This is a genomic window from Roseovarius sp. (assembly GCF_965228755.1).
Taxonomy (GTDB): domain Bacteria; phylum Pseudomonadota; class Alphaproteobacteria; order Rhodobacterales; family Rhodobacteraceae; genus Roseovarius.
Window position 1 is genome coordinate 569,833 of record NZ_CBDDIG010000005.1, and the last position, 22,252, is coordinate 592,084.

Annotated in this window: 27 protein-coding genes; 18 read left to right on the forward strand and 9 right to left on the reverse strand. The window is 67.4% G+C overall.

From position 1 onward, the window contains the following. Nucleotides 1-101 precede the first annotated feature (101 nt). The 3 genes from rpoD (at nt 102) to ACO07J_RS06170 (ending at nt 3,066) form a co-directional block, all read left to right on the forward strand. Nucleotides 102-2,099 carry an RNA polymerase sigma factor RpoD gene (gene rpoD / locus ACO07J_RS06160; RefSeq protein ID WP_422027295.1) on the forward strand — a complete coding sequence of 666 codons (1,998 nt, stop codon included), beginning with the start codon at nt 102-104 and terminating at the stop codon, nt 2,097-2,099. Between the two features lie 127 nt (nt 2,100-2,226). Next, nucleotides 2,227-2,610: a hypothetical protein gene (locus ACO07J_RS06165; RefSeq protein ID WP_422027297.1), complete on the forward strand. Its 384-nt coding sequence runs from the start codon at nt 2,227-2,229 to the stop codon at nt 2,608-2,610. A gap of 147 nt (nt 2,611-2,757) precedes the next feature. After that, on the forward strand, nt 2,758-3,066 hold the full coding sequence (locus ACO07J_RS06170; RefSeq protein ID WP_422027299.1) for an HlyU family transcriptional regulator: 309 nt from the start codon (nt 2,758-2,760) through the stop codon (nt 3,064-3,066). A 414-nt stretch (nt 3,067-3,480) separates the two neighbouring features. Here the strand turns inward: ACO07J_RS06170 and ACO07J_RS06175 are convergent, their stop codons facing one another. Beyond that, nucleotides 3,481-4,482, reverse strand: coding sequence for an AEC family transporter (locus tag ACO07J_RS06175; RefSeq protein ID WP_422027301.1), 1,002 nt, complete (start codon nt 4,480-4,482; stop codon nt 3,481-3,483). 73 nt (nt 4,483-4,555) lie between these two features. Here ACO07J_RS06175 and ACO07J_RS06180 point away from each other — a divergent pair, with 73 nt between their 5' ends. The 5 genes from ACO07J_RS06180 to ribD all read left to right on the forward strand — a co-directional run bounded on the left by ACO07J_RS06180 (nt 4,556) and on the right by ribD (nt 7,652). After that, nucleotides 4,556-5,053, forward strand: coding sequence for a hypothetical protein (locus tag ACO07J_RS06180; RefSeq protein WP_422027303.1), 498 nt, complete (start codon nt 4,556-4,558; stop codon nt 5,051-5,053). A 5-nt stretch (nt 5,054-5,058) separates the two neighbouring features. Continuing rightward, nucleotides 5,059-5,484, forward strand: a complete 426-nt coding sequence (locus tag ACO07J_RS06185) for a secondary thiamine-phosphate synthase enzyme YjbQ (protein ID WP_422029715.1) — start codon at nt 5,059-5,061, stop codon at nt 5,482-5,484. A gap of 142 nt (nt 5,485-5,626) precedes the next feature. Further along, nucleotides 5,627-5,884 carry a hypothetical protein gene (locus ACO07J_RS06190; RefSeq protein ID WP_422027305.1) on the forward strand — a complete coding sequence of 86 codons (258 nt, stop codon included), beginning with the start codon at nt 5,627-5,629 and terminating at the stop codon, nt 5,882-5,884. 197 nt (nt 5,885-6,081) lie between these two features. Beyond that, on the forward strand, nt 6,082-6,561 hold the full coding sequence (gene nrdR, locus ACO07J_RS06195; RefSeq protein ID WP_300892178.1) for a transcriptional regulator NrdR: 480 nt from the start codon (nt 6,082-6,084) through the stop codon (nt 6,559-6,561). Then, the gene (ribD, locus tag ACO07J_RS06200; RefSeq protein WP_422027307.1) at nt 6,558-7,652 is read left to right on the forward strand and encodes a bifunctional diaminohydroxyphosphoribosylaminopyrimidine deaminase/5-amino-6-(5-phosphoribosylamino)uracil reductase RibD; all 1,095 of its coding nucleotides are present in this window, start codon (nt 6,558-6,560) and stop codon (nt 7,650-7,652) included. Before nrdR ends, ribD begins: the two co-directional genes overlap by 4 nt. Nucleotides 7,653-7,741: 89 nt before the next feature. Here ribD and ACO07J_RS06205 read toward each other — a convergent pair whose 3' ends face one another. From ACO07J_RS06205 to ACO07J_RS06215, 3 genes are all read right to left on the reverse strand, one after another. Then, nucleotides 7,742-8,386: an SDR family NAD(P)-dependent oxidoreductase gene (locus ACO07J_RS06205; RefSeq protein ID WP_422027309.1), complete on the reverse strand. Its 645-nt coding sequence runs from the start codon at nt 8,384-8,386 to the stop codon at nt 7,742-7,744. Nucleotides 8,387-8,396: 10 nt separating this feature from the next. Beyond that, on the reverse strand, nt 8,397-8,852 hold the full coding sequence (locus ACO07J_RS06210) for a DUF1178 family protein (RefSeq protein WP_422027311.1): 456 nt from the start codon (nt 8,850-8,852) through the stop codon (nt 8,397-8,399). 73 nt (nt 8,853-8,925) lie between these two features. After that, a complete protein-coding gene (locus tag ACO07J_RS06215) occupies nt 8,926-9,402 on the reverse strand; it encodes an NUDIX hydrolase (protein WP_422027313.1) in 477 nt (158 codons plus the stop codon). 298 nt (nt 9,403-9,700) lie between these two features. On the opposite strand from ACO07J_RS06215, the gene ACO07J_RS06220 reads away from it, so the two are divergent. From ACO07J_RS06220 to bfr, 5 genes are all read left to right on the forward strand, one after another. Beyond that, the gene (locus tag ACO07J_RS06220; RefSeq protein WP_422027315.1) at nt 9,701-9,853 is read left to right on the forward strand and encodes a hypothetical protein; all 153 of its coding nucleotides are present in this window, start codon (nt 9,701-9,703) and stop codon (nt 9,851-9,853) included. After that, nucleotides 9,853-10,014: a hemin uptake protein HemP gene (gene hemP, locus ACO07J_RS06225; protein ID WP_422029717.1), complete on the forward strand. Its 162-nt coding sequence runs from the start codon at nt 9,853-9,855 to the stop codon at nt 10,012-10,014. The genes ACO07J_RS06220 and hemP overlap by 1 nt, the downstream gene beginning before the upstream one ends. Nucleotides 10,015-10,019: 5 nt before the next feature. Further along, complete coding sequence (locus ACO07J_RS06230; RefSeq protein ID WP_422027317.1) at nt 10,020-10,493, forward strand: hypothetical protein; 474 nt, start codon at nt 10,020-10,022, stop codon at nt 10,491-10,493. A gap of 127 nt (nt 10,494-10,620) precedes the next feature. Then, nucleotides 10,621-10,896 (forward strand): (2Fe-2S)-binding protein, encoded by a 276-nt coding sequence (locus tag ACO07J_RS06235; RefSeq protein ID WP_422027319.1) that lies wholly within the window; start codon nt 10,621-10,623, stop codon nt 10,894-10,896. Next, nucleotides 10,862-11,347 carry a bacterioferritin gene (gene bfr / locus ACO07J_RS06240; RefSeq protein WP_422027321.1) on the forward strand — a complete coding sequence of 162 codons (486 nt, stop codon included), beginning with the start codon at nt 10,862-10,864 and terminating at the stop codon, nt 11,345-11,347. The genes ACO07J_RS06235 and bfr overlap by 35 nt, the downstream gene beginning before the upstream one ends. A 107-nt stretch (nt 11,348-11,454) precedes the next feature. Here the strand turns inward: bfr and ACO07J_RS06245 are convergent, their stop codons facing one another. The 5 genes from ACO07J_RS06245 to ACO07J_RS06265 all read right to left on the reverse strand — a co-directional run bounded on the left by ACO07J_RS06245 (nt 11,455) and on the right by ACO07J_RS06265 (nt 16,965). Next, nucleotides 11,455-12,423 (reverse strand): ABC transporter ATP-binding protein, encoded by a 969-nt coding sequence (locus ACO07J_RS06245; RefSeq protein WP_422027323.1) that lies wholly within the window; start codon nt 12,421-12,423, stop codon nt 11,455-11,457. After that, nucleotides 12,420-13,391 carry an ABC transporter ATP-binding protein gene (locus ACO07J_RS06250; RefSeq protein WP_422027325.1) on the reverse strand — a complete coding sequence of 324 codons (972 nt, stop codon included), beginning with the start codon at nt 13,389-13,391 and terminating at the stop codon, nt 12,420-12,422. The genes ACO07J_RS06245 and ACO07J_RS06250 overlap by 4 nt, the downstream gene beginning before the upstream one ends. Then, nucleotides 13,391-14,299: an ABC transporter permease gene (locus ACO07J_RS06255; protein WP_422027327.1), complete on the reverse strand. Its 909-nt coding sequence runs from the start codon at nt 14,297-14,299 to the stop codon at nt 13,391-13,393. Before ACO07J_RS06255 ends, ACO07J_RS06250 begins: the two co-directional genes overlap by 1 nt. Beyond that, the gene (locus ACO07J_RS06260; RefSeq protein WP_422027329.1) at nt 14,296-15,282 is read right to left on the reverse strand and encodes an ABC transporter permease; all 987 of its coding nucleotides are present in this window, start codon (nt 15,280-15,282) and stop codon (nt 14,296-14,298) included. Before ACO07J_RS06260 ends, ACO07J_RS06255 begins: the two co-directional genes overlap by 4 nt. A gap of 144 nt (nt 15,283-15,426) precedes the next feature. Next, on the reverse strand, nt 15,427-16,965 hold the full coding sequence (locus ACO07J_RS06265) for an ABC transporter substrate-binding protein (protein ID WP_422027331.1): 1,539 nt from the start codon (nt 16,963-16,965) through the stop codon (nt 15,427-15,429). A 337-nt stretch (nt 16,966-17,302) separates the two neighbouring features. Between ACO07J_RS06265 and ACO07J_RS06270 the strand changes: the two genes are divergently transcribed. The 5 genes from ACO07J_RS06270 to ACO07J_RS06290 all read left to right on the forward strand — a co-directional run bounded on the left by ACO07J_RS06270 (nt 17,303) and on the right by ACO07J_RS06290 (nt 22,238). Then, nucleotides 17,303-17,686, forward strand: a complete 384-nt coding sequence (locus ACO07J_RS06270; protein ID WP_422027333.1) for a hypothetical protein — start codon at nt 17,303-17,305, stop codon at nt 17,684-17,686. Between the two features lie 93 nt (nt 17,687-17,779). After that, nucleotides 17,780-18,601, forward strand: a complete 822-nt coding sequence (locus ACO07J_RS06275) for a hypothetical protein (RefSeq protein ID WP_422027335.1) — start codon at nt 17,780-17,782, stop codon at nt 18,599-18,601. A 3-nt stretch (nt 18,602-18,604) separates the two neighbouring features. Continuing rightward, nucleotides 18,605-19,264 carry a Fe2+-dependent dioxygenase gene (locus ACO07J_RS06280; RefSeq protein WP_422027337.1) on the forward strand — a complete coding sequence of 220 codons (660 nt, stop codon included), beginning with the start codon at nt 18,605-18,607 and terminating at the stop codon, nt 19,262-19,264. Between the two features lie 61 nt (nt 19,265-19,325). Next, on the forward strand, nt 19,326-20,990 hold the full coding sequence (locus ACO07J_RS06285) for an ABC transporter permease (RefSeq protein ID WP_422029719.1): 1,665 nt from the start codon (nt 19,326-19,328) through the stop codon (nt 20,988-20,990). 36 nt (nt 20,991-21,026) lie between these two features. After that, on the forward strand, nt 21,027-22,238 hold the full coding sequence (locus ACO07J_RS06290; protein ID WP_422027339.1) for an MFS transporter: 1,212 nt from the start codon (nt 21,027-21,029) through the stop codon (nt 22,236-22,238). Nucleotides 22,239-22,252 lie beyond the last annotated feature (14 nt).

The window sequence follows — 22,252 nt, forward strand, 5'->3', positions numbered from 1 at the left end:
GAATCAGTAAAGAAATCAGGGTAAAGGGTTTGCGAATCACCTATTCGCGCTATTGATTCGGATTATCCGCGAATCACCCGCCCACTGTTCAGGAGACGTTCATGGCCGCCAAGGACAACGACGACCAGAAGCCCGAAGATCAGGAGGCTGAAATCTCGCTCGACATGAGCCAGGCCGCGGTCAAGAAGATGATCGCCGAGGCGCGTGAGAAAGGTTTCATCACCTACGATCAGCTCAACAAGGTCCTGCCGCCCGACCAGGTGGGCAGCGAGCAAATCGAGGACGTGATGTCGATGCTGTCGGAGATGGGCATCAACATCATCGAGGACGAGGAAGCCGAGGAGGAAGAGCAGAAATCGACCGCCGTGGCCGAGATCGGCCGCAAGGGCGAGTTGACGCTGGGTTCCGGCAAGGAAGAGAAGCTCGACCGTACCGACGACCCGGTGCGCATGTACCTGCGCGAGATGGGCTCTGTCGAACTGCTCAGCCGCGAGGGCGAGATCGCCATCGCCAAGCGGATCGAGGCGGGGCGGAACACGATGATCGCGGGGCTGTGCGAAAGCCCGCTGACCTTCCAGGCCATCACCATCTGGCGCGACGAGCTTCTGGGCGAGGACATCCTGCTGCGCGACGTGATCGACTTGGAGACCACCTTCTCGGGCCAGATGGGCGACGAGGAAGGCGAGCCGATGGTCGAGGCGGCGAACATGGCCTCGGCCCCCTCGGGCGGCGGCCAGAAGGACAGCGGCTCGGAGCCCGAGCTCGACGCCGACGGCAACCCGCTCTCGCGCGAGGATGACGGGGACGAGGACGAGGACGAACAGGCCAACATGAGCCTCGCCGCGATGGAGGCCGCGCTGAAGCCGCGCGTGCTGGAAACGCTCGACCGGATCGCCAACGATTACGAGAAACTGGCGGCGATGCAGGACAGCCGGATCTCGGCCACCCTGAACGAGGACGGCTCGTTCTCCCAGGCGCAGGAAGACACCTACCAGACGCTGCGCTCGGAAATCGTGCAGCTGGTCAACTCGCTGCACCTTCACAACAACCGGATCGAGGCGCTGATCGACCAGCTTTACGGCATCAACCGCCGGATCATGCAGATCGACAGCGCGATGGTGAAGCTGGCCGACCAGGCCCGCATCAACCGCAAGGAATTCGTCGACGAATACCGCGGGCGCGAGCTGGATCCGAACTGGATCGACGACATGGCGGCCAAGTCGGGCCGCGGCTGGCAGGCGTTCATGGAGCGCTCGCCCGGCAAGGTGGCCGAGCTGCGCGCCGACATGGCGCAGGTGGGCCAGTACGTGGGCCTCGACATCAGCGAATTCCGCCGCATCGTGGCGCAGGTGCAGAAGGGCGAGAAGGAAGCCCGCAACGCCAAGAAGGAAATGGTCGAGGCGAACCTGCGGCTGGTGATCTCGATCGCCAAGAAATACACCAACCGGGGCCTGCAGTTCCTCGACCTCATCCAGGAGGGGAACATCGGCCTGATGAAGGCGGTCGACAAGTTCGAATACCGCCGCGGCTACAAGTTCTCGACCTACGCGACCTGGTGGATCCGGCAGGCCATCACCCGCTCGATCGCCGACCAGGCGCGCACCATCCGCATTCCGGTGCACATGATCGAGACGATCAACAAGCTGGTCCGCACCGGCCGCCAGATGCTGCACGAGATCGGGCGGGAGCCGACGCCGGAAGAGCTTGCCGAGAAGCTGCAGATGCCGCTCGAGAAGGTCCGCAAGGTGATGAAGATCGCCAAGGAGCCGATTTCGCTCGAAACGCCCATCGGCGACGAGGAAGACAGCCAGCTCGGCGATTTCATCGAGGACAAGAACGTCATCCTGCCGCTGGATTCGGCCATTCAGGACAACCTGAAGGAAACCACCACGCGGGTGCTCTCCTCGCTCACCCCGCGCGAGGAACGGGTTTTGCGGATGCGCTTCGGCATCGGCATGAACACCGACCACACGCTCGAGGAGGTGGGCCAGCAGTTCAGCGTGACCCGCGAACGGATCCGCCAGATCGAGGCCAAGGCGCTGCGCAAGCTGAAGCACCCGAGCCGGTCGCGGAAGCTGCGGTCGTTCCTGGATCAGTGAGCGGGCTGTACAGCCGGACATGGACTTGGCGGGCTGTCGAGAGACGGCCCGTTTTGCGTTCAGGGCCGGCAGTGCGTGAGACCGGGGGCGAGCATTTGTTTGAGATGGACCACGGCGGGGCGCCGCGATGACCGAATATCGGTTTTACATCCATGACTTCGACGGTGATGCGAAGGAGGTTGCAGGGTTCCTTGGCTTCCCCGGTGCAAGCCACGCGAACCGCGGTGAGCGCAATCCGGAGAGGATCGTCCCCCGACGGAACAGCGTGATCTTCTCGGTCAATGACCCGACGGAACGGGGCGCGGCCCGCCTGACAGCCTTTGCGATGGAAGTGACGAACAGGCGCGAAAAACTGAGAGAGCTGGGAGGGGGGACGACGTTCAAGATCGCGCTGGTCGTCACGGGGCGCGGGGCCGAGGAAGACGTGCATGTCACCATTCCGCCTGAGATTTCCGAGTTAGCCTGCGAGCTTGGCTGTGAGATCGACGTCTTCGCGTCGAGCGTGGAGTGATCGGGCGGACCGGTTTTACTGGCTTTCAGGTCAGGCCGAGGAACCGCCGCGGGAATGCCCCCAACCTTGACACAGCCCGACCGCCGCACCACCCTTTGCGCTGTCCGGCATGGCCGGGCAGAGGATCAGCCGGAAGGGAAACCGCCCATGTCGCTCTTGTCACGTCTCTTCGGGTCCGGCTCCGGCTCGGACAAAGGTTGGGGCAAGGGCTCGGCGCCCGCGCACGACCCGGTCGAGTACGAGGGCTTCACCATCCATCCCGAGCCGATCAGGGAGGGCAGCACCTACCGTGTCGCCGCGCGGATCGAGAAGGAGGTGGGGGGCGAGATGAAGGCGCACCATCTTATCCGGGCCGACATGGTGAGCGACCTCGACGGCGCCGCCGCCGAGTCGGTGCGCAAGGCGCAGCGGCTGATCGACGAGCAGGGGGAGCGGCTGTTCGACCGGGCCCGGTGAGGGACAGTTTGGCAGTCCCGAACCGGCGGCGGCTCCAATACGTTGCCAGGGAAACCCGCCGGGAGAGCGCCGGCCCGTGGGGAGGCGCTGCTACGGGTTTGGCTCACGCTTTATGACGCCGCGTACATCTTCCTTATGAACGTCATGATACACCTCGAAAGCGCCTGCCCGTGGGGACGGGCCCCTCTCGGCGATTGCACTGCAATCGCCTGCCGGGCAGCGGGCGCTCGCCTATCGTGAATTGCGTTGCAATTCACTTGCGGCAGGCGATTGCAAGCAATCGCCGATAGCCCGGCGCCGCGCCTTGGCGCGGCTTGATTCCGGGCGGACGCGCGCGTCGGACGGCCACGGTAAGGGAGGATCAGGGGTTGGGTTGTGCCGGGGAGGTGCCGGGCTGAAGCCCGGCCTACGGGCCTACCGCCCCGCCAGCCACTCCGCCACACTCATCCAGACCGGCAACGTCACCGCACTGAGGATCGTCGTCTGGGCAATGAGCGTCGCCGCCAGCCGCCGGTCGGCGCCGAACCCCGAGGCCAGCACATGCGCCGCCGAGGCCGTGGGGAGCGCGGCGAAGACCACCAGAACCGGCACGATCGGCGCCGAGGAGCCGAGCGCCAGCGCCACCAGCGTTACCGTCAGCGGCAGGATCACCAGCTTGGTCGCCACGATCACCCCGGTAAAGCGGTTCATCCGCCCCAGCGCGCGCCAGTTGAGCGTCGCCCCGATGGAGATGAGCGCCACCGGGATCGCCGCCTCCGCCAGCAGTGTCACCGGCGCCAGCACCGGCGCGGGGATGGTGACCTGCGACAGCCCCACCGCCACGCCCGCGAGGCTGGCCAGCAGGAAGGGGTTGAGCGCCACCCGCCGCAGCATCGCCCCCGCCGTCAGCCCCGTCCCGCGCGACAGGGCCGAGACGGCGAAGATGTTGGCCATCGGGATGCCGAGGCCGATGGTGACCGAGTAGAGCCCGATATCGGCCGAAGGCAGCGCCTGCACCAGAACGAAGCCCAAGGCCGTGTTGAACCGCCAGGCCGATTGCCAGCAACCGGCGAAGTCGAGGAACTTCTCGGGCCCGAACGGCCGGGCGAGCCAGCCAAGCGCCAGCCCCAGCGCCAGCACCGCCCACACCAGCGGGCCCACGATCAGCAGGCTGGCCGGTTCGATCGGCCGGGAGGCGGCGGCGGTGAAGATGAGCGCCGGAAAGAGGATCTCGAAATTCAGCCGGTCGAGCCCGGCCCAGGCGTTCTCGCTCAGCCGGTTGCGCACCGCCCCGCCCAGCAGGACGAGCAGGAAGACGGGCAGCAGGCCGGTAAGCAGGATGGGCAGCATCGGGATCGAGGGTCCGGGAATGGCGGTCTGCCCCGTCATGCCCGCTGGCGGGCGCAGGGTAAAGGCCCCCGGGCGCGATTGCGTCATCGCCGTTGCCGGGCGCGGGGTGCATGGCGTATGTCTGTTGGCAGTTGGTTCATGTCATTTCCGGAGACCGCCGATGCGCCTGTCCCTCATTGCCGCCTGCCTTGTCCTGTCGCCCCTAGCTCCCGGCACCGCCGCCGCGCAATCCGGCTGCGCGGGCATCCCGCTGTTCCAGTGTCAGGCGGGTAGCAAGGCCATCGACCTCTGCCTGGTGGGCGACGTTGCGGTCTATCGCTACGGGCCCGCGGGCCGCGCGGCGGAGCTGGTGCTGGAACGCCACGTGACCGAGGTGGACCTGCAGCCGTGGAACGGCGTCGGGCGCTACCTGTGGGAGGAGCTGACGCTTCATAACGCGGGCTATTCCTATGCGCTCAATTACAGTGTCGACCGGATGGCACAGGGCGATCCGCAGGTCACCGGCGGGGTGACCGTGGCAAAGGGCGGCCAGGTGCTGGCCGAGGTGCAGTGCAGCCCCGGCACGGTGGGCGCGCATGATTTCTACCCGGTCTTCGAGCGCAAGGAAGCCAACGGGCAGTGCTGGAACCTCGACAGCCACGCATGGCAGCGGTGCTGAGCGACATGCAGACCAGTTTCGGCATCGAGACGCGGGGGCAGGGGCTTTACGAGTTCACCGGGCAGGTGGACCGCTGGCTGCGCGAGGCGGGCGCGGACGAGGGGCTGCTGACGCTTTTCATCCGCCACACCTCGGCCAGCCTGCTGATCCAGGAAAACGCCGACCCGGACGTGCAGCGCGACCTGCTGGCCTATTTTTCGCGCCTCGTGCCGCCCTCGGACGACCCGTCGATGGGCTACCTGCGGCACACGATGGAAGGGCCCGACGACATGCCCGCCCATATCAAGGCGGCGATGATGCCGGTCAGCCTGTCGATCCCGGTGAGCGGCGGGCGCATGGTGCTTGGCACCTGGCAGGGGCTCTACGTCTTCGAGCATCGCGACCGCCCGCACCTCCGGAAGGTGGCCGCGCACCTGGCTGTGTCCGGCTGACCCGTTCGGCCGGATTTCGCAGGGGCGCCGCAAACATCCGTTGCGCGATTCCAAAAAGGGAATAAAAGCGAATCAGGGCAAGATCGCCCGTATCGGCCGTGGCGCGACCCGCGCCCGGTAACAGTCGAAAGGACTATAAAAGATGGCTGAAGCCAAAACCAAGACCCCGCTCACCGAAGAGCAGAAACAGCGCCGCTGGGCCGGCCGCAAACTGGCGTACCTGCATTTCGCCCAGCAGTACCGCGCCGCCAATCCCGAGGCCAGCAAGGAAGACCGCAAGGCCGCGTGGAAAGAGGCCAAGAAAGCGCAGACCAAGATGGCGATGCGCACGCTGACCCAGATGGAACGTGCCGGCTTCGGGTTCACCGTGCCGGAAAAGGCGGCCGAGGCCGCCGAATAACACCCTGACCTGACGCGCGCCCGGCCCGGCAGACCGCCGAAAGCGATGCCCTGGGCCGGGCGCAACACCAAGCTCCCCTTCATATAGCGCCGCAAAATCCCCTCTACCCAAAACTTTGCGGCTGCCCTATAGTGGCTGTGGATAAATGGGCCAGAGACCCATAACCAACGAGGCAGAGAAGAGAAGGGGCTGGGGCGATGCGGTGCCCGTTTTGCGGAAACATTGATACACAGGTGAAGGACTCGCGTCCGGCAGAGGATCACGTGTCGATCCGGCGGCGGCGGTTCTGCCCGGCCTGCGGGGGCCGGTTCACCACCTACGAGCGGGTGCAACTGCGCGACCTCGTGGTCGTCAAGACCAACGGGCGGCGCGAGGATTTCGACCGCGACAAGCTGGAACGCTCGATCCGGATCGCGCTGCAGAAGCGCCCGGTGGAACCCGAACGGGTAGAGCAGATGATCTCGGGCATCGTGCGGCGGCTGGAAAGCCTGGGCGAGACCGATATCCCGTCGAAGACGGTGGGCGAGATCGTGATGGAAAGCCTGGCCCGGATCGACACCGTGGCCTACGTGCGGTTTGCCAGCGTTTACAAGAACTTCCAGGCGGCGGACGATTTCGACAAGTTCGTGAGCGAGCTGCGCCCGAACGCCGCGGAAGACGCGCCCGCGGACGAGTGAGCGACACCGACATCCGGTACATGCGCCTCGCGCTGTCGCTCGGGCGGCGCGGGCAGGGGCAATGCTGGCCCAACCCGGCCGTGGGCTGCGTGATCGTGCAGGGCGGCCGGATCGTCGGGCGCGGCTGGACGCAACCGGGCGGCCGGCCCCATGCGGAGCGCGTGGCGCTGGCAGAGGCGGGGGCGGCGGCCAGGGGGGCAACCGCCTATGTCAGCCTCGAACCTTGCGCGCATCACGGACAGACGCCGCCCTGTGCCGAGGCGCTGATCGAGGCGGGCATCGCCCGCGTCGTGGCGCCGCTGGAGGACAGCGACACACGGGTCTCCGGCCGGGGCTTTGCCATGCTGCGCGCGGCCGGCGTCGAAGTGGTGACCGGCGTGCTTGCAGACGAGGCCGCGGCCGACCTCGTCGGATTCTTCCGCAAGGCCACCGAGGGTCGGCCGTGGATCACCCTGAAACTCGCCAGCTCCTTCGACGGGCGCATCGCCACCGCCAGCGGGCACAGCCAGTGGATCACCGGGCCCGAGGCGCGGCGGCTTGTCCACGGGCTGCGCGCGCGGCACGACGCGGTGATGGTGGGGGCGGGCACGGCACGGGCCGACGACCCGATGCTGACCGTGCGGGGCCTTGGCGTGGCGCGGCAGCCGGTGCGGGTGGTCGTCTCGCGCAGGCTGGACTTGCCGCAGGATGGCAAGCTGGCCCGGACGGCGGGCGAGGTGCCGGTGTGGCTGTGCCACGGGCCGGATGCGGACGAGGATCGGGTCGCGGCCTGGCAGGGTTTCGGCGCAAAGCTGCTGCCCTGCGAGCTGACGGGCCGGCAGATCGACCCGGTCTCGGTCTGTGCGGCGCTCGGGGCCGAGGGGCTGACGCGGGTGTTCTGCGAGGGCGGCGGGGCGCTGGCGGCCTCGCTCCTGTCGGCCGGGCTGGTCGATGAGCTTGTGGGGTTCACTGCCGGCTTCGCCGTGGGGGCCGAGGGGCTGCCCTCGGTGGGGGCGATGGGCATTTCGTCGCTGGACGAGGCGGAGCGGTTTGCCTTGGCCGAGGTCCGGCAGGTGGGCGGGGACGTGATGCACCGGTGGGTTCGGACCTGAAGCGGCGGTTCCAAGTGGGGCTGTCGGATGCCTCCGGCGGGGATATTTTTAGCCAGAAGAAGCACGGGGTTAAGTAATCGGGCCGGAGCTCAGAAGGGCAGGTCGCGGCCGTCCCATGTGCGAAAGCAGCCGGTGGTGTCGAGGGTCAGGCGGTCGAACTCGGCGATCAGGCCATCGGCGCTGTCGCCGACACCGACCTCGCCCTTTTCCCCGCCCATGTCGGTGCGGACCCAGCCGGGGTGGTAGATGCCCACGGCGATATCCAGCTCCTTCAGGTCGACGGCCAGGTTGCGCCCGAGGTTGAGCGCGGCGGCCTTGGAGGCGCGGTAGACATAGCTTCCCCCGGCGGCGAGCTCGTCACTGCCCAGGCGGCTGGAGAGGATGGCGATCTTCGGCTGTTTCGCCAGTTGCAGCCCGGTCATCAGGGTCTGGACCGCCAGGAAGACGCCGGTCACGTTGGTGGCCATCACCTCGGCCCATGTTGCGGGCGCGAAGCCGCTGGCCAGTGACTGGCCCTTGTCGGGATAGATGCCGGCGTTGCAGACGAGGAGGTCGACCGGCTTGCCGTCGACATGGGCGGCCAGCGCCTCGAACTGGTCGGACTCTGTCACGTCCAGAGCGACCTCGGCCCCGCCGGAACGGGCTGTGCCCGTCACCTCGTGGCCCATGCGGCGGTAACGCTCGGCAAGGGCGTGGCCGATCCCCCGGCTGACCCCGGTGATCACGACATGCATCGCCGCCTCCTCAGTTGGATTTCCGGTTGGGCAGGAAGGGCAGGGGCGCGATCGGCACGCCGTCCTCGATCAGCTTGCGGGCCTCCTCGGGCTTGGCTTCGCCGTAGATCGAGCGTTCGGGCGCGCTGCCCTCGTGCATCTGGCGGGCCTCGCGGGCGAAGTTGAGGCCCACGTATTCCGAGTTTTTCTCGACATGGCGCTTCAGGTCTGCCAGCGCCTGTTCGGCGGTGGTCGCGGGGGCGGAAAGCGGGCGGGGGCGGGGGGTGTCGGGCGCCTCGGGCGCCTGCGGGGTCTTGCGGCGGCTGTCGCGCACGCTGGGCGCCATCAGGGCCTTTTCCACGTGGGTCGAGCCGCAGATCGCGCAGGCCACCATGCCCGCCGACTGCAGCTTGTCGAACGCCGCGGCCGACTGGAACCAGCTGTCGAAGCGGTGGTCCTTGTCGCATTTGAGGGTGTACTGAATCACACCGTCTACTCCATCACGCAATTGCGGAATAGTTATACTGTCGGGCCCGGTTTTCAAGCGGCGCGGCCCGCGCTCAGAACCGCAGCAGCTTGGGGTCGAAGCGGCGGATGATCTGGGCCAGCTCCGGCTCCTCGACCTTGGCGGCCGCCTTCTTGCGGCGCATCCACTTGCGCCTGCGCTCGTCCTTTTCGGGATAGTCGTCGGCCAGCGCGCGCACCCGCACCGGGTAGACCATGGCGACACAGGGCAGCCCGCCCTCCTGCGGGGCGGATTTGTGATAGGAGAACAGCCCAAGGCTCGGGCCCGCCACGCGGCCCAGCACGCCCGCCTCCTCCCACGCTTCCTGCAGCGCGGCGTTGGCCGGGGTGTGCCCGTCGAGCGGCCAGCCCTTGGGGATGATCCAGCGCTTGGTCCCGCGCGAGGTGACCAACAGGAATTCCGGCTTGTCGTTGCGGATCCGGTAGCACAGCGCGGCGAACTGCGTGCGCAGGTCGGACTTGTGTCGCGAACGAAGCGCGATGGGCACCTGTTTGAGATAGTGCTGGGACATCGGGTTGTCCTTCTCCCTTGCGCCCGGCTGCTCGGCCGAATTGTATATACAGGTTGCCAGAGAGGCGCCGTCAAAGCGAGTCCTGATTTTTGCGGGCGCGGGATTTTCTCGGGCGGGGCCGGGGCGGTCCTGGGGCGGGGCCAGCGCAGTCCCGGGGCGGGACACGGGCGAAGATCTGCATGGCCTAATCCCAGTGAAACAATCAGGATTGACAAAGCTGAGTGAAAAAGTCAGAAATGAAACCAGCCAACCCGCAGCGGTCAGCCATCAGCCCAGGACACCAGGAAAGGAGCGACGGATGATTGCTGAACGGGTGACGCGCCAGGCGGCGCCGGTGCGGGGGGCCTTGCCCACGCGCGACCAGGCGGCGGAAATGGCCATGGCGGGGCTGCTGACGCCCGACATGGTGCTCGAGCACCTGCTCGACCGGATCGAGGGGCGCCCGGCATGATGACGCTTCGCAAAACCCCCGATGGCGACGTGGCGACGGCCCAGCCGCAATACGACGCCCGCGAGCTGATCGGCGAGGGCGCCACCGCGACGATCACGCTGGACGGCCAGATCTACACCCTGCGCATCACCCGGATGGGCAAGCTTATCCTGACGAAGTGACCCGGATGAAACATCACAGCGACATGCGCGGCGGGTTTCCCGTCGCCGGGTTCGACACCCTTTCCGGCGCCGAGCGCGTGCTGGTCCGGGCGCTGCGCCACTGGTCCGACGGGCCGGAGGGGCAGGACCATATCGCCCGGCTGCTGCTGGAGGTGATGGGCGCGGCGCGGGCGAAGACCTGCCAGCGGGCGCTCAACGACGTGATGGGCATGATCGGGCGGCACGGGCGGCGCAAGCTGATACGGCACCAGCCGCACTGTGCCTGCGTCGGCGCAGACGAGGCGGTGTTCGCCCATTTCATCATGCTCGCCGCCACCGGCGAGCGGGAGGACGCGATGCTGGTGGGCTCGCTGATCGTCGAGGGGCCGCTGCTGCTGCCGCTGACCGAGGCGGCGCGCGAGGCCGGGCTCTACCTGCACCGCTCGACCCTGTCGGGCATGCTGCCCTCGGCGGACATGGCGGGGGTCACCGTTCATTGATGCGGGGGAACCTGCGGCAAAGCCGCGCGTTTCCCTGTATCCGACAGAAAAACTCTGGTTTCTGCCGCCGAATCGTGCAGAAGTCAGCAACAGGACGGGGCGAGCCCGATCCGATGATGAGGCCGAGATGATAATCTGCCATTGCCAGTCGATCACAGACCGCGATATCCGCGCCGCCGTGGACTGGATGCGCGCGGCCGACGAAGACACGCTCATCACGCCCGGCAAGGTCTATCGCGCGCTCGGCAAGAAGGCCGATTGCGGCGGCTGCCTGCCGCTCTTCCTTGACACCATGCAACAGTGTGACACCTTTGTCATACCCATGCAGCGGCGCGACCGGCGCCGCGAGGAATCAAAGGAAGCGAGCGATGAAGGGCGACGAAAAGGTTATCGAGTACCTTAACAAGGCACTGCGGAGCGAACTCACGGCGGTCAGCCAGTACTGGCTGCACTACCGGCTCCAGGAAGACTGGGGCTATGGCAAGAACGCCGCCAAGTCGCGCGAGGAAAGCATCGAGGAGATGCACCACGCCGACAAGCTGATCACGCGGATCATCTTCCTCGGCGGCCACCCCAACCTGCAGAAGCTCGACACGCTGCGCATCGGCGAGACCCTGCGCGAGACGCTCGATGCTGACCTTGCCGCCGAACACGACGCCCGCACCCTCTATATCGAGGCGCGCGACCATTGCGAGAAGGTGGGCGATTACGTCTCGAAGAACCTGTTCGAGGAGCTGATCGCCGACGAGGAGGGCCATATCGACTTCCTCGAGACGCAGATCGACCTGTATGACAGCATCGGCGCCGAGCGCTATGGCCTGCTGAACGCGAGCCCGGCGAACGAGGCGGAATAGGGGCTCCGCCCCCGACGTTGAAATCCCGAAGGATTTCAACGTCTCCCCCGGGATATTTGGACCAAGAAGAAGCATGGGGCGGCGCCTTTGCCGGGGCCGCCCTTTTGCTATTCGGCGAAGTGGCAGGCGGCCTGGGTGCCGTTGGCGAGCGTGCGCAGTTCGGGGCGGTCCTGGCGGCAGACGGCCTCGGCCATGGGGCAGCGCGGCGCGAAGGGGCAGCCGGGCGGCGGGTTGACCGGGTCGGGCAGTTCGCCGGGTTTGCGCGGGTTGTCGAAGGAGCCGCCCTCGAGCTTGGGGATCGCGTCGAGCAGGAGGCGCGTGTAGGGGTGCTTCGGCGTAGCGAAGAGATCTTCGGCGCGCGCCAGCTCCATGATCCGGCCCAGGTACATCACCGCGACGCGGGTGCCGAAATGCTCGACCACCGACAGGTCGTGGGTGATGAAGAGGTAGGTCAGCCCGCGCTCGGCCTGCAAATCGGTCAGCAGGTTGAGGATCTGCGCCTGGATCGAGACGTCGAGCGCCGAGATCGGCTCGTCGGCGACGATGAAGGCGGGGTTGGTGACCAGCGCCCGGGCGATGGCGATGCGCTGGCGCTGCCCGCCCGAGAACTCGTGCGGCAGGCGGCGCTGCCAGCTCTGGTCGCAGCCGGTGGCATCCAGCACCTCCTCCACCCGCTGGCGCACCTGCTGGGCGTTCATTTCCGGCATCAGGTGGCGCACCGGCTCGGCCAGCGTGTCGAACACGTTGCGGCGCGGGTTGAGCGAGGCGTAGGGGTTCTGGAACACCATCTGCATGTCGCGGCGCACCGGCTTGCGGGCGGTCTCGTCCATGGTGTCGATGCGCCGGCCCTGGAAGTGGATCTCGCCCTCGGTGGGGTTCAGCAGGCCGATGATGGCGCGGCCCAGCGTGGTCTTGCCACAGCCCGACTCGCCCACGACGCAGAAGCTTTCGCCGGGCTCGATGGCCAGGTCGACGCCGTTCAGCGCGTGCAGCACCGGGGTTTCGCGCGACAGAAAGTGCGTCGGCAGCGCGAAGCGCACCTCGACGCCCTTGGTTTCGACGATGGGCTGGCTCATGAGGCGGCCTCCGCCGGGGTCAGGGGGTGGAAGCAGGCGGCGTGGCCGCCCGCGCGTTCGGGGATCTCCCGCCGGCAGCGCTCGGTCGCGCGGTTGCAGCGGGGGTGATAGGCGCAGCCCTGGGGCAGGGCGGTGATCGGCGGCATCGAGCCCGGGATCTGGTAGAGCCGCTCGCCCCGCGCCGCGTTCTGCGGCAGGGCCTGCAGCAGGCCGTAGGTATAGGGGTGCTGCGGGCCGCGGATGATCTCCTGCGTGGGGCCTTCCTCGACGCATTTGCCGGCATACATGATCATGATCCGCTCGGTCACCTCGGCCACGACGCCAAGGTCGTGGGTGATCAGGATCAGCGCCACGTCATTCTCGCGGCAGAGCTTGAGGATGAGCGCCATGATCTCGGCCTGGATGGTCACGTCGAGCGCGGTGGTGGGCTCGTCGGCGATGATCAGTTCCGGGTCGGTCAGCAGCGCGATGGCGATGACGACCCGCTGGCGGAGGCCACCCGACAGCTCGTGCGGGTAGGAGGTCATCCGGTTCTCGGCCGAGGGGATGGCGACCATGCGCAGCTTTTCCACGCAGAGCTTGTGGGCCTGCGATTTGGAGATCTTCCGGTGCGCCTGCAGCGTCTCGATCATCTGGGCGCCGATCGTCATCACCGGGTTCAGCGTCACCATCGGATCCTGGAAGATCATCGAGATGCGGTTGCCGCGCAACTTGCGGATCTTCCGCTCGGACAGCGCCAGCAGGTTTTCCCCGTGAAAGTTGATCGTCCCGCCCGACACCCGGCCGGGCTCGGCAATCAGGTTCAGGATGGCGAAGGCCAGCATCGACTTGCCCGCGCCGGATTCGCCGACAACGCCAAGGCGTTCGCCCTTCTCCAGCGTCAGGTCGACCCCGCGCAGGGCCTCGACCTCGTCGCGCTTGCCGCGCGGAAAGGCCACGTGAAGGTCGCGCACTTCGAGCATCGCCATCAGTCCTCTCCCCGCCGCAGTTTCGGATTGAGCACGTCGCGCATCCAGTCGCCCAGGAGGTTCAGCGCCAGGATCAGCACCACCAGCACGATGGCGGGGTAGAGGGTGATCCACCACGAGCCCGAGAAGATGAACTCGAACCCCGAGCGGATGAGCGAGCCCAGCGACGGCTTGTCGGTCGGCATCCCGAGCCCGAGGAAGGAGAGCGCCGCCTCGGTCATGATCGCCTCGGCCACCTGGATAGTCGAGATCACCAGCACCGGCGTCAGCGTGTTGGGCAGGATATGCCCCCACATCACCTTGCGCGGCGGCAGGCCGATCACCCGGGCGGCGTCGACATATTCCTTCGACTTCTCGCCCAGGACCGAGCTGCGCACGGTACGGGCGAACTTGGGCCATTCGGCGACGCCGATGATCAGGATCAGCATGAAGATGGCGTAATCGGCATAGGTGTTGGCATCGAAAGCGGCGTTGAAGATGGCCAGCACGATGATGGCGATCATCAGCGTCGAGAGCGACATCTGGATATCCGCCAGCCGCATCAGGAAGGCGTCGATCCAGCCGCCCTTGTAGCCGGCGATCAGCCCCAGCGTGATGCCGAGGATGGCCTGCACGATCACCGCGCCGATCCCGATCAGGAGGGAGATGCCGGTGCCGTACATGATGGTCGACAGCACCCCGCGCCCCTGCGCGTCGGTGCCCAGCAGGAAGCGTTCGTCGCCGCCGTCGCGCCACGACGGGGGCATCTCGCTGTCCATGATGTCGAGCTGCATCAGGTCATAGGGGTTCTGCGGCGCGATGAAGGGCGCGAAGATCGCCATCAGGATGAGCAGCAGCAAAACGATGCCCGCGGCCATCGCCACCGGGTCGCCAAGGAAGCGTTTGAAGACAAAGCGCCAGGTGATCATGATTTGGCCCCCGGCAGTTTCACGGTGGGGTTGATCAGCGTGTAGATGAAATCGACGATGGTGTTGACCACCACGAAGATCAGGCCGACCACGATGATGTAGGCGATGATGAGGGGCGTATCGACCCGGTTCACCGCCTCGAGAAAGAGAAAGCCCATGCCCGGCCACTGGAACACCGTCTCGGTCAGGATGGTATAGGCGATGAGCGTGCCGATCATCAGCCCGCCCACCGTCACCACCGGCAGAAGCGTGTTACGGAAGGCGTGGACATAGCGCACCCGCCGGGTCGAAAGGCCCTTGGCGCGGGCGAAGCGCACGTAATCGGTGGCCATCGTCTCCATCATCTCGGCCCGGATCAGGCGGATGAAGAGCGGCAGCATGATCGAGCTGAGCGCGACCGAGGGCAGGATCAGGTGCGCCCAGCCATCCGCCGTCAGAAGGCCGGTATCCCAGCCCCATGGCAGCTCGACCGTGTCGCCGCGCCCGAAGGCGGGCAGCCATTTCAGCTCGACCCCGAAGATCCAGACCAGCATGATCGCGGTCAGGAAGACCGGGATCGAGATGCCGATGATCGACCCGGTCATGATGACCCGCGTGAGGAAACTGTCGCGGTTGATGGCACAGTAGATGCCCGCCGGGATCGACACCGACAGGAAGATGACGACGGCGCCCAGCACCAGCTCGAACGTGGCCGGGAACTTGTCCATGATCACGTCGAGGGCAGGGCGCTTGAAGAAATACGAGGTGCCCAGGTCCCCCTGCACGGCATTGCCGAGGAACCGGAGATACTGTGCGAGGAACGGGTCGTTGAGGCCCAGCTTCTCGCGCAGGGCGACGCGCTCTTCCTCCGAGACCGACTGGCCCACGAGTTCGCGCAGCGGATCGCCGAGGTTGTCCTGGATGGAAAAGCCGATGAGCGAGATGACGAACATCACGATCACGGCCTGCAGGGCCCGGCGGATGAGGAAAGCTAGAATGTGCATGGCTTCGGTTCTGTCCCGTGGCGCGCGCCTGTCAAGCGACTCAGGTGTTGCGTGGCGCGCGACAAATCACGGATGGCGCACCGGGTGCAAGGCGCGGAATGCCGGCGGGCCGGGAAAACCGGCCCGCCGGACGCAGCGTAATGCTTACTCTTCGATGACCAGGTCGCCCAGGTAGGGGAAGTTCATCACGTTGAGCACGGGCTCGATGTCGACACCCTTGCGCGCGGCCCAGGCCAGGTCCTGCCAGTGCAGCGGCACGAAGGCGGCCTCGTCATAGAGGATCTGCTCGACCTGCTGCAGCATCTCGGCACGCTTCTCGCTGTCGGTCTCGGTCAGCGACGCCATGGTCAGGCGGTCGACCTCCTCGTTCGAGTAGTTGCCCGAGTTGTACTGGCCACGGCCGGTATCGGCGTTCGGGGTCATGGTCAGGAACTCGTTGAAGTTGGCGCTGTCCTCGGTGTCCGCGTGCCAGCCGATCATCATGATGTCGGCGGCGCGTTCGTCGAACTTGGGCCAGTATTGTGCCTTGGGCATGGTGGTCAGGTCGATCTCGATGCCGATCTTGGCCAGCATGGCCGCCGCCGCTTCGCAGATCTTGTAGTCGTTCACGTAGCGGTTGTTGGGGCACATCATCGTGGCCGAGAACCCGTCGGCATAGCCGGCCTCTTCCATCAGCGCCTTGGCCTTCTCGACGTCGAAGCGCGGCTCGAGGCTGGGGTTGTGGCCCACGTAGCCCTCGGGCGATTGTTGCGCCGCGACGGTGCCGAAGCCCTTCATGATCTTCTGCACGATGCCTTCGTTGTTGATGGCATGAACGATCGCCTGGCGGACCTTGACGTCGGCCAGCGCCTCGTTGCGCTTCTGGTTCAGCTGCAGCGTGATGATCCGGGTGCCGGTCATGGTGACGAGGCTGGTGTTCTCGTCGTTCTCGATCCGCTCGAGATCGGTCGGCGGCACCGGCGCGATGAAGTCGACGTCACCCGACAGAAGGGCGGCCACACGGGTCGGCGCTTCCTTGATCGGGGTCAGCACCGCGGTCTGCACGTTGCCCGGGCTTTCGGTGTCCCAGTAGTCGGCATTGCGCTCGAAGGTCACCTTCACGCCCTGTTCGCGCTCGGCCACGGTGAACGGACCGGTGCCCGAAACGTTCTGGCTGGCAAAGCTGTCGCCGTGCTTGGTGATCTCGTCGCCGCCCTCGGTGTAGAACTTCTTGTCGAGCGGGAAGACGTAGGTCGCCGTGTGCAGGATCAGCGGGCTCGGCCCGTCGGTCTTCACTTCGACGGTGTAGTCGTCGACCGCGGTGGCCGAGGTCCAGCCGGCGAAGATGCCCTTGAAGTCGGCCGAGGATTTCAGCCGCTCGATCGTGTAGACCACGTCTTCCGCCGTCAGCTCGTTGCCGGAATGGAATTTCACGCCTTCGCGGATGTGGAACCGCATGGTCGTGTCGTCGACCCGCTCCCACTCGGTCGCGATGCGCGGGTCGAAGCCCAGGTCCTTGTTCCAGCGGACCAGCGGATCGAAGATCATGTGGCTGAGCTGCAGCGTGCCGCCCGAAAGCTGTTCATGCGGGTCGAGCGAAACCGGGTCCGCGTCATAGGCGAAGTTCAGCGTCTGCGCCGAACCGATCCCCGCGGCCGCCACGAGAATCGCAGAGGCTGTTGCGAGATTGCGTAGGATTTTCATGTATTTCTCCCTGGATAAGCCGGTTTTCGTGGCACCACCATAGCGTGGGTGCCCCGACATGCGCGCAAGGTTGTCGCGATTCTGGACGGGTGTAAAGGCCGTGTGCCCTTACGTCAGGGCTGTCAAGCGGGATAAAAAGTCAGCCAATCCAGCAGCATATGGGAATTTTATCAAAAGGTCAAAGGCTTGCGCCGTGCCGTGGCGCGGGGCACGCGACGCGGGCCGGGCTGGTCCGGAGAGGCGATTTCCAATCCTGACAATAATGCATGGCTTTGTTGACACTCATGGCAGGGGGCAATACCAATTATTTCTATCAGGAACCCGAGGAGATCCAGCAATGACCGACACCCCCGAAAAACCCCGCCGCCTTGTCGCCGCCCGCCGCAGCGTGGCGCTGGGCACGCTGGCCGCCGTCGTCGCCGGTGGCACCGCCGCGCACGCCGCCGTGGTGACCCCCGACATGACCGACACGCCCGACTGGGTCCTGCTGGCTTCCGGTGAGGGGGAATCCGAAGGCGAAGGTGAAGCCGAGGGTGAAGGTGAAGCCGAGGGAGAAGGCGAAGGTGAAGCCGAGGGCGAAGGCGAAGCCGAGGGAGAAGGTGAAGGCGAAGGCGAAGGCACCGAGGAATACTCCGAGGAAGGCGAAGGCGAGTCCTCCGGCGAAGGCGAAGGCGAAGGTGAGGGCGAAGGCGAAGGTGAGGGCGAGGGCGAAGGCTCCTGACCTCCGGCCAGTCACCGGCCAACCGACCCTGCAGGCGCCGCATGTCCCACATGCGGCGTCCATGATTTCAGAGCTTCCCGAAAGGATCGCGCCATGACGCAGACGCCCCGCAAACCCCGCCGGCTGGTCGCCGCGCGCCGTACTCTGACCGTCGGCACGCTGGCCGCCGGCCTTGCCACCGCCGCCCATGCCGCCGTCATCACCCCGGCCGAGGCCGACCTGCCCGACAGCTACTGGCTCGCCGCCGGCGAGGGTGAGGGCGAAGGCGAGGGAGAAGGTGAAGGCGAGGGAGAAGGCGAGGGCGAGGCCAGCGAGGCCCGGCTCGACGACGATACCTTCCTCGTGGCGCTCGGCCGTCTGGAAGGCCGGCTGCGCGCCGCCACCGCGATGGCCGAGGATGGCGAGGTCGAAGCGGCCTCGGCCCTGCTCGCCATACCCGAGGCCGAGGCGCTGGACGCGCTCGAGGCCCGCGGCATCGACGGTGTGCCCGAGGCGCTGGACGCGCTCGAAGCCGCCCTGCCGGAGGGAGCGCCCCAGGCAGAATACGAAGCGGCCCGCGACCTTTTCGAAGACGCCCGCCGCGAGACCACCGCCCGCGCCCAGTTCCGCGCGCTCATCGCGCTGGCCCGCGAGGCCGGCAAGACCTATGCCGCCGCCATCGAAGGCGACCAGATCACCGACCCCGCCGCCTACCAGGCCGCCTGGGGCATGATCGAACTGGCGAAGACCGAGGCGCAAGAGCTGGCCGATGCCGGCAACGAGCGCATCGCCCGCGCGGGCCAGGGCCTGCTCGACGCGCTGGCCTTCGCCGACCCGGCCTTCACCGACCTGCAAGCGGCGGGTCTGGACCCCGATGCCAGCCTCCTCCACGGCGCCGCCGGGCGGATGGAGCTGGCCCTGTCGAAGGTGTATTGACCCATGTTCATGGTGATCGGAGACGTGCTGACCAAGGACGAGGTGGCCGAGTTGCGCCAGGCCGCCGACGCCATCGAGTTCCAGGACGGGCGCGCCACGGCGGGCCGCTATGCCCGCGACGTGAAGTCGAACCTGCAGGCGAAACCCTCGAAGGACCTCGACGAGATCCTCGCCACGGTGCGCTCGAAGCTCTTCAAGAACGAGCTCTTCCGCTCGGTCGCGCGCCCCCGCAAGATCGCCCGCTCGCTGCTCTCGCGCTATGGCCCCGGCATGGAATACGGCTTCCACGTCGACGACCCGATCATGAAGGGCAGTCGCACCGACCTGTCCTTCACCCTCTACCTGTCGGAACCGGAAGAATACGAGGGCGGCGGGCTGGTCATCGACGACGTGATCGAGGAACGGGTGATCCGGCTTCAGGCGGGCGACATGGTGCTCTACCCCACCTCCGCCCTCCACCGGGTCGAACCCGTCACCACGGGCGAACGCGTGGCGGTCGTGGGCTGGGTCACCAGCTGGGTGCGCGACGCGGCGAAACGCGAGGTGCTGCACGATCTCGACGTGGCCACCCGCTCGATCTTCGACCAGCACGGCAAGACTCCGGCCTTCGACCGGCTCTTCAAGGCGAAAAGCAACCTTTACCGCATGTGGGCGGACGGATAGGCAGGCGGCCCGCGCCCCGGTGCGGCCATGGACGAGGAAAGGCGGACCGACCCTGAAACTGCTGAGTGAACCCCTCCTGCACCGGCTGGCCTGGGTCGTCGTGGCGTTCTGCGTCGCGCCCATCCTCGCGGCGGCGCTGGCGGCCTTCACCGGCGACCTCGACACCTGGCGCGACGTGCTGGCCTCGGTCCTGCCGCGCTATGCGCGCACCACGCTGATCCTCGTGGCGATCGTGGGCATCTCGACGGCGGTGATCGGCAGCGTCACGGCCTGGCTGGTGACGGTCTACCGCTTCCCCGGCGCCCGCTGGCTGGAGATCGCGCTGGCCCTGCCGCTGGCCTTCCCGGCCTACGTGATGGCCTATGCCTATACCTACATGCTCGACCATCCCGGGCCGGTGCAGACGGCGCTGCGCGAGGTAATGGGCTGGGGCCCGCGCGATTACTGGTTTCCCGAGGTCCGCTCGATCGGGGGCGCGGCGCTGATGCTGACCATCGTGCTTTACCCTTACGTCTACCTGCTGGCCCGCGCCTCGTTCCGCCAGCAATCGGCCAATGCCTTCCTCGTCGCCCGCACCCTGGGCCGCTCGCCGCTCAAGGCGTTCTACCGCGTGGCCCTGCCCATGGCCCGGCCCGCCATCGCCGGCGGCGCGCTTCTGGCGATCATGGAGACCATCGCGGATTACGGCACCGTCGCCTTCTTCAACGTCCAGACCTTCGCCACCGGCATCTACCAGGCGTGGTTCTCGCTCGGCGACCGGGCGGCGGCGGCGCAGCTCTCGCTCTGCCTGCTGAGCTTTGCCCTGCTACTCGCCGGGCTGGAACGGGCCCAGCGGGGCCGGGCCCGCACCGCCGGGCGCGGCACACGGTTCGAGACGATGGAGCGGCCCCGCCTGACCGGCGCGCCGGGCTGGATCGCCTGCGCGCTCTGCCTCTTGCCGGTGCTGCTGGGCTTCGTCATTCCGGTGCTGATGCTGGGCGGCATGGCCATCGGCTCGGGCCAGTCGCTCCTGTCGTCGCGCTATGTCGGGCTGATGCAGAACTCCGTCACCGTGGCGGGGGTGGCGGCGGTGCTGACGGTGCTGGGCGCCATCCTGATCGGCTTCCGCGCCCGCACGCGGCCCTCGCGCAGCTCGAAACTGATCGTGATCGGCGCGGGCGTGGGCTATGCCGTGCCGGGTGGGGTGATCGCGGTCGGCCTGATGGTGCCCATGGCCGCGCTCGACAACCTCATCGACGGGGTCATGGAGGCGCGGTTCGGCATCGACACCGGGCTGCTGATCACCGGCTCGATCTGGCTGATGGTGCTGGCCTACATGGCCCGGTTCATGGCGGCCGCCCTCAACGCCTATGACAGCGGCATGGCCACCATCCCCCACCACCTCGACGCGATCGGCCGCTCGCTGGGCCAGCCGGGGCAAAAGCTGCTGTGGCGGATTCACCTGCCGGTGGCACGCAACTCGGTGCTGACGGCGCTGCTGATCGTCTTCGTCGATGTGATGAAGGAGTTGCCCGCCACGCTGATCCTGCACCCGTTCAACTTCCAGACCCTGGCGGTGCAAGCCCACCGCCTCGCCGCCGACGAGCGGCTGGCCGAGGCGGCGGTGCCATCGCTGGTGCTGGTGGCGTTCGGCCTCATCCCCGTCGCGGTGCTCTGCCGGGCGCTGGGGCGCGAGGGGCGGGGGCAAAAGGCGGCGCGGCTCGGCACGGCGGTCAGCGCGGGGTAGGGCCGCCGCGCGGGCGCCCGTTCGGAACAAATTTCCTTGCCGGGCATTCGTGCCGGACAGGAGGCGCGCATCACCTACTTCCAGAGCCTGTCCGCGGCGGGGTTCGCCGCCACCGCCATCAGCTATGGCCCCGGCCGCATGGGGTTCGGGCTGTTCGTGCCTGCCTTCGCCGCGACGTTCCAGCTGAACGACATCACGATCGGCCTGATTTCCAGCCTCGGCTTCGGCGGGTTCTTCCTGTCGCTGCTGGCCGCACAGGTCCTGCTCGGCCGGAAAGGGCCCGAGGTGCCGGTGCTGGCGGGCCTCGCCTCGGCCACACTGGGCATGGGGCTGGTGGCAGCGGCGACCGCGCTGCCGGTCCTGGCGGCGGGCGTGTTCTTCGCCTCGGCCAGCGCCGGGTTCGCCTGGACACCCTTCAACGACGCCGTTCACCGCAAGATCCGCGACGCCGACAGGCCCACCGCCCTGTCGGAAATCAGCACCGGCACCAGCGTCGGCATCGCGCTGGCCGGGGCCTCGGCGCTGGCGATGGTGTATGCCGGCGTCTCGTGGCGCGTGCTCTGGGCGATGTTCGCGCTGGCGGGGGCGGGCGCGCTGGTCGCCAACCGGGCGGCGCTGCGGCAGGTCGAGAAATCCGACGAGGCGCCACACCCCGGAAGCTGGCGCGCGCTATGCGACGGGGCGATGGCGCCGATGCTGGCCGCGGGCTTCGCGCTGGGCACCAGCTCGGCGATCTACATCTCCTTCGCGGGCCGCCATTTCGCACAGGCGGGGGGCGTGGCGGGGCTGCCGGCGGCGGCGACGCCGGGAGCGGTGTTCCTGTGCTTCGGCATCGCCGGGCTGGCCGGGCTGCTGACCGGGCGGTTCAGGTCCATGCTGGGTCTGGCACCGCTCTTGCGCCTGGCCATGCTGGCCGGGGCCGGGTCGCTGGCGCTGGCGGCGCTCCTGCCGGGAAGCTGGGCGGGGCTCGCCGGCTCGGCGGCGCTGCAGGGGGTGCACGTGATGGTCACCAGCGCGATCCTCGCCTTCTGGTCGGAACGGCTTTTCCCCTCGCTGCCGACGCTCAGCTTCACCGCCGCCCTGCTGGCCACGGCGGCGGGCAATATCCTCGGCCCGGCGGTGGCGGGGGCGGTATCCGATGCGCTGGGGATGACGGTGATGTTCCTCGGCGCGGCGGTCATTCCGGGGGCGCTCGGACTGGCGCTGCGCGGTCGGTACGTGCGGGAACACCCGGTCAGGCCGGGCTGAGCCGGCAAAAAAAA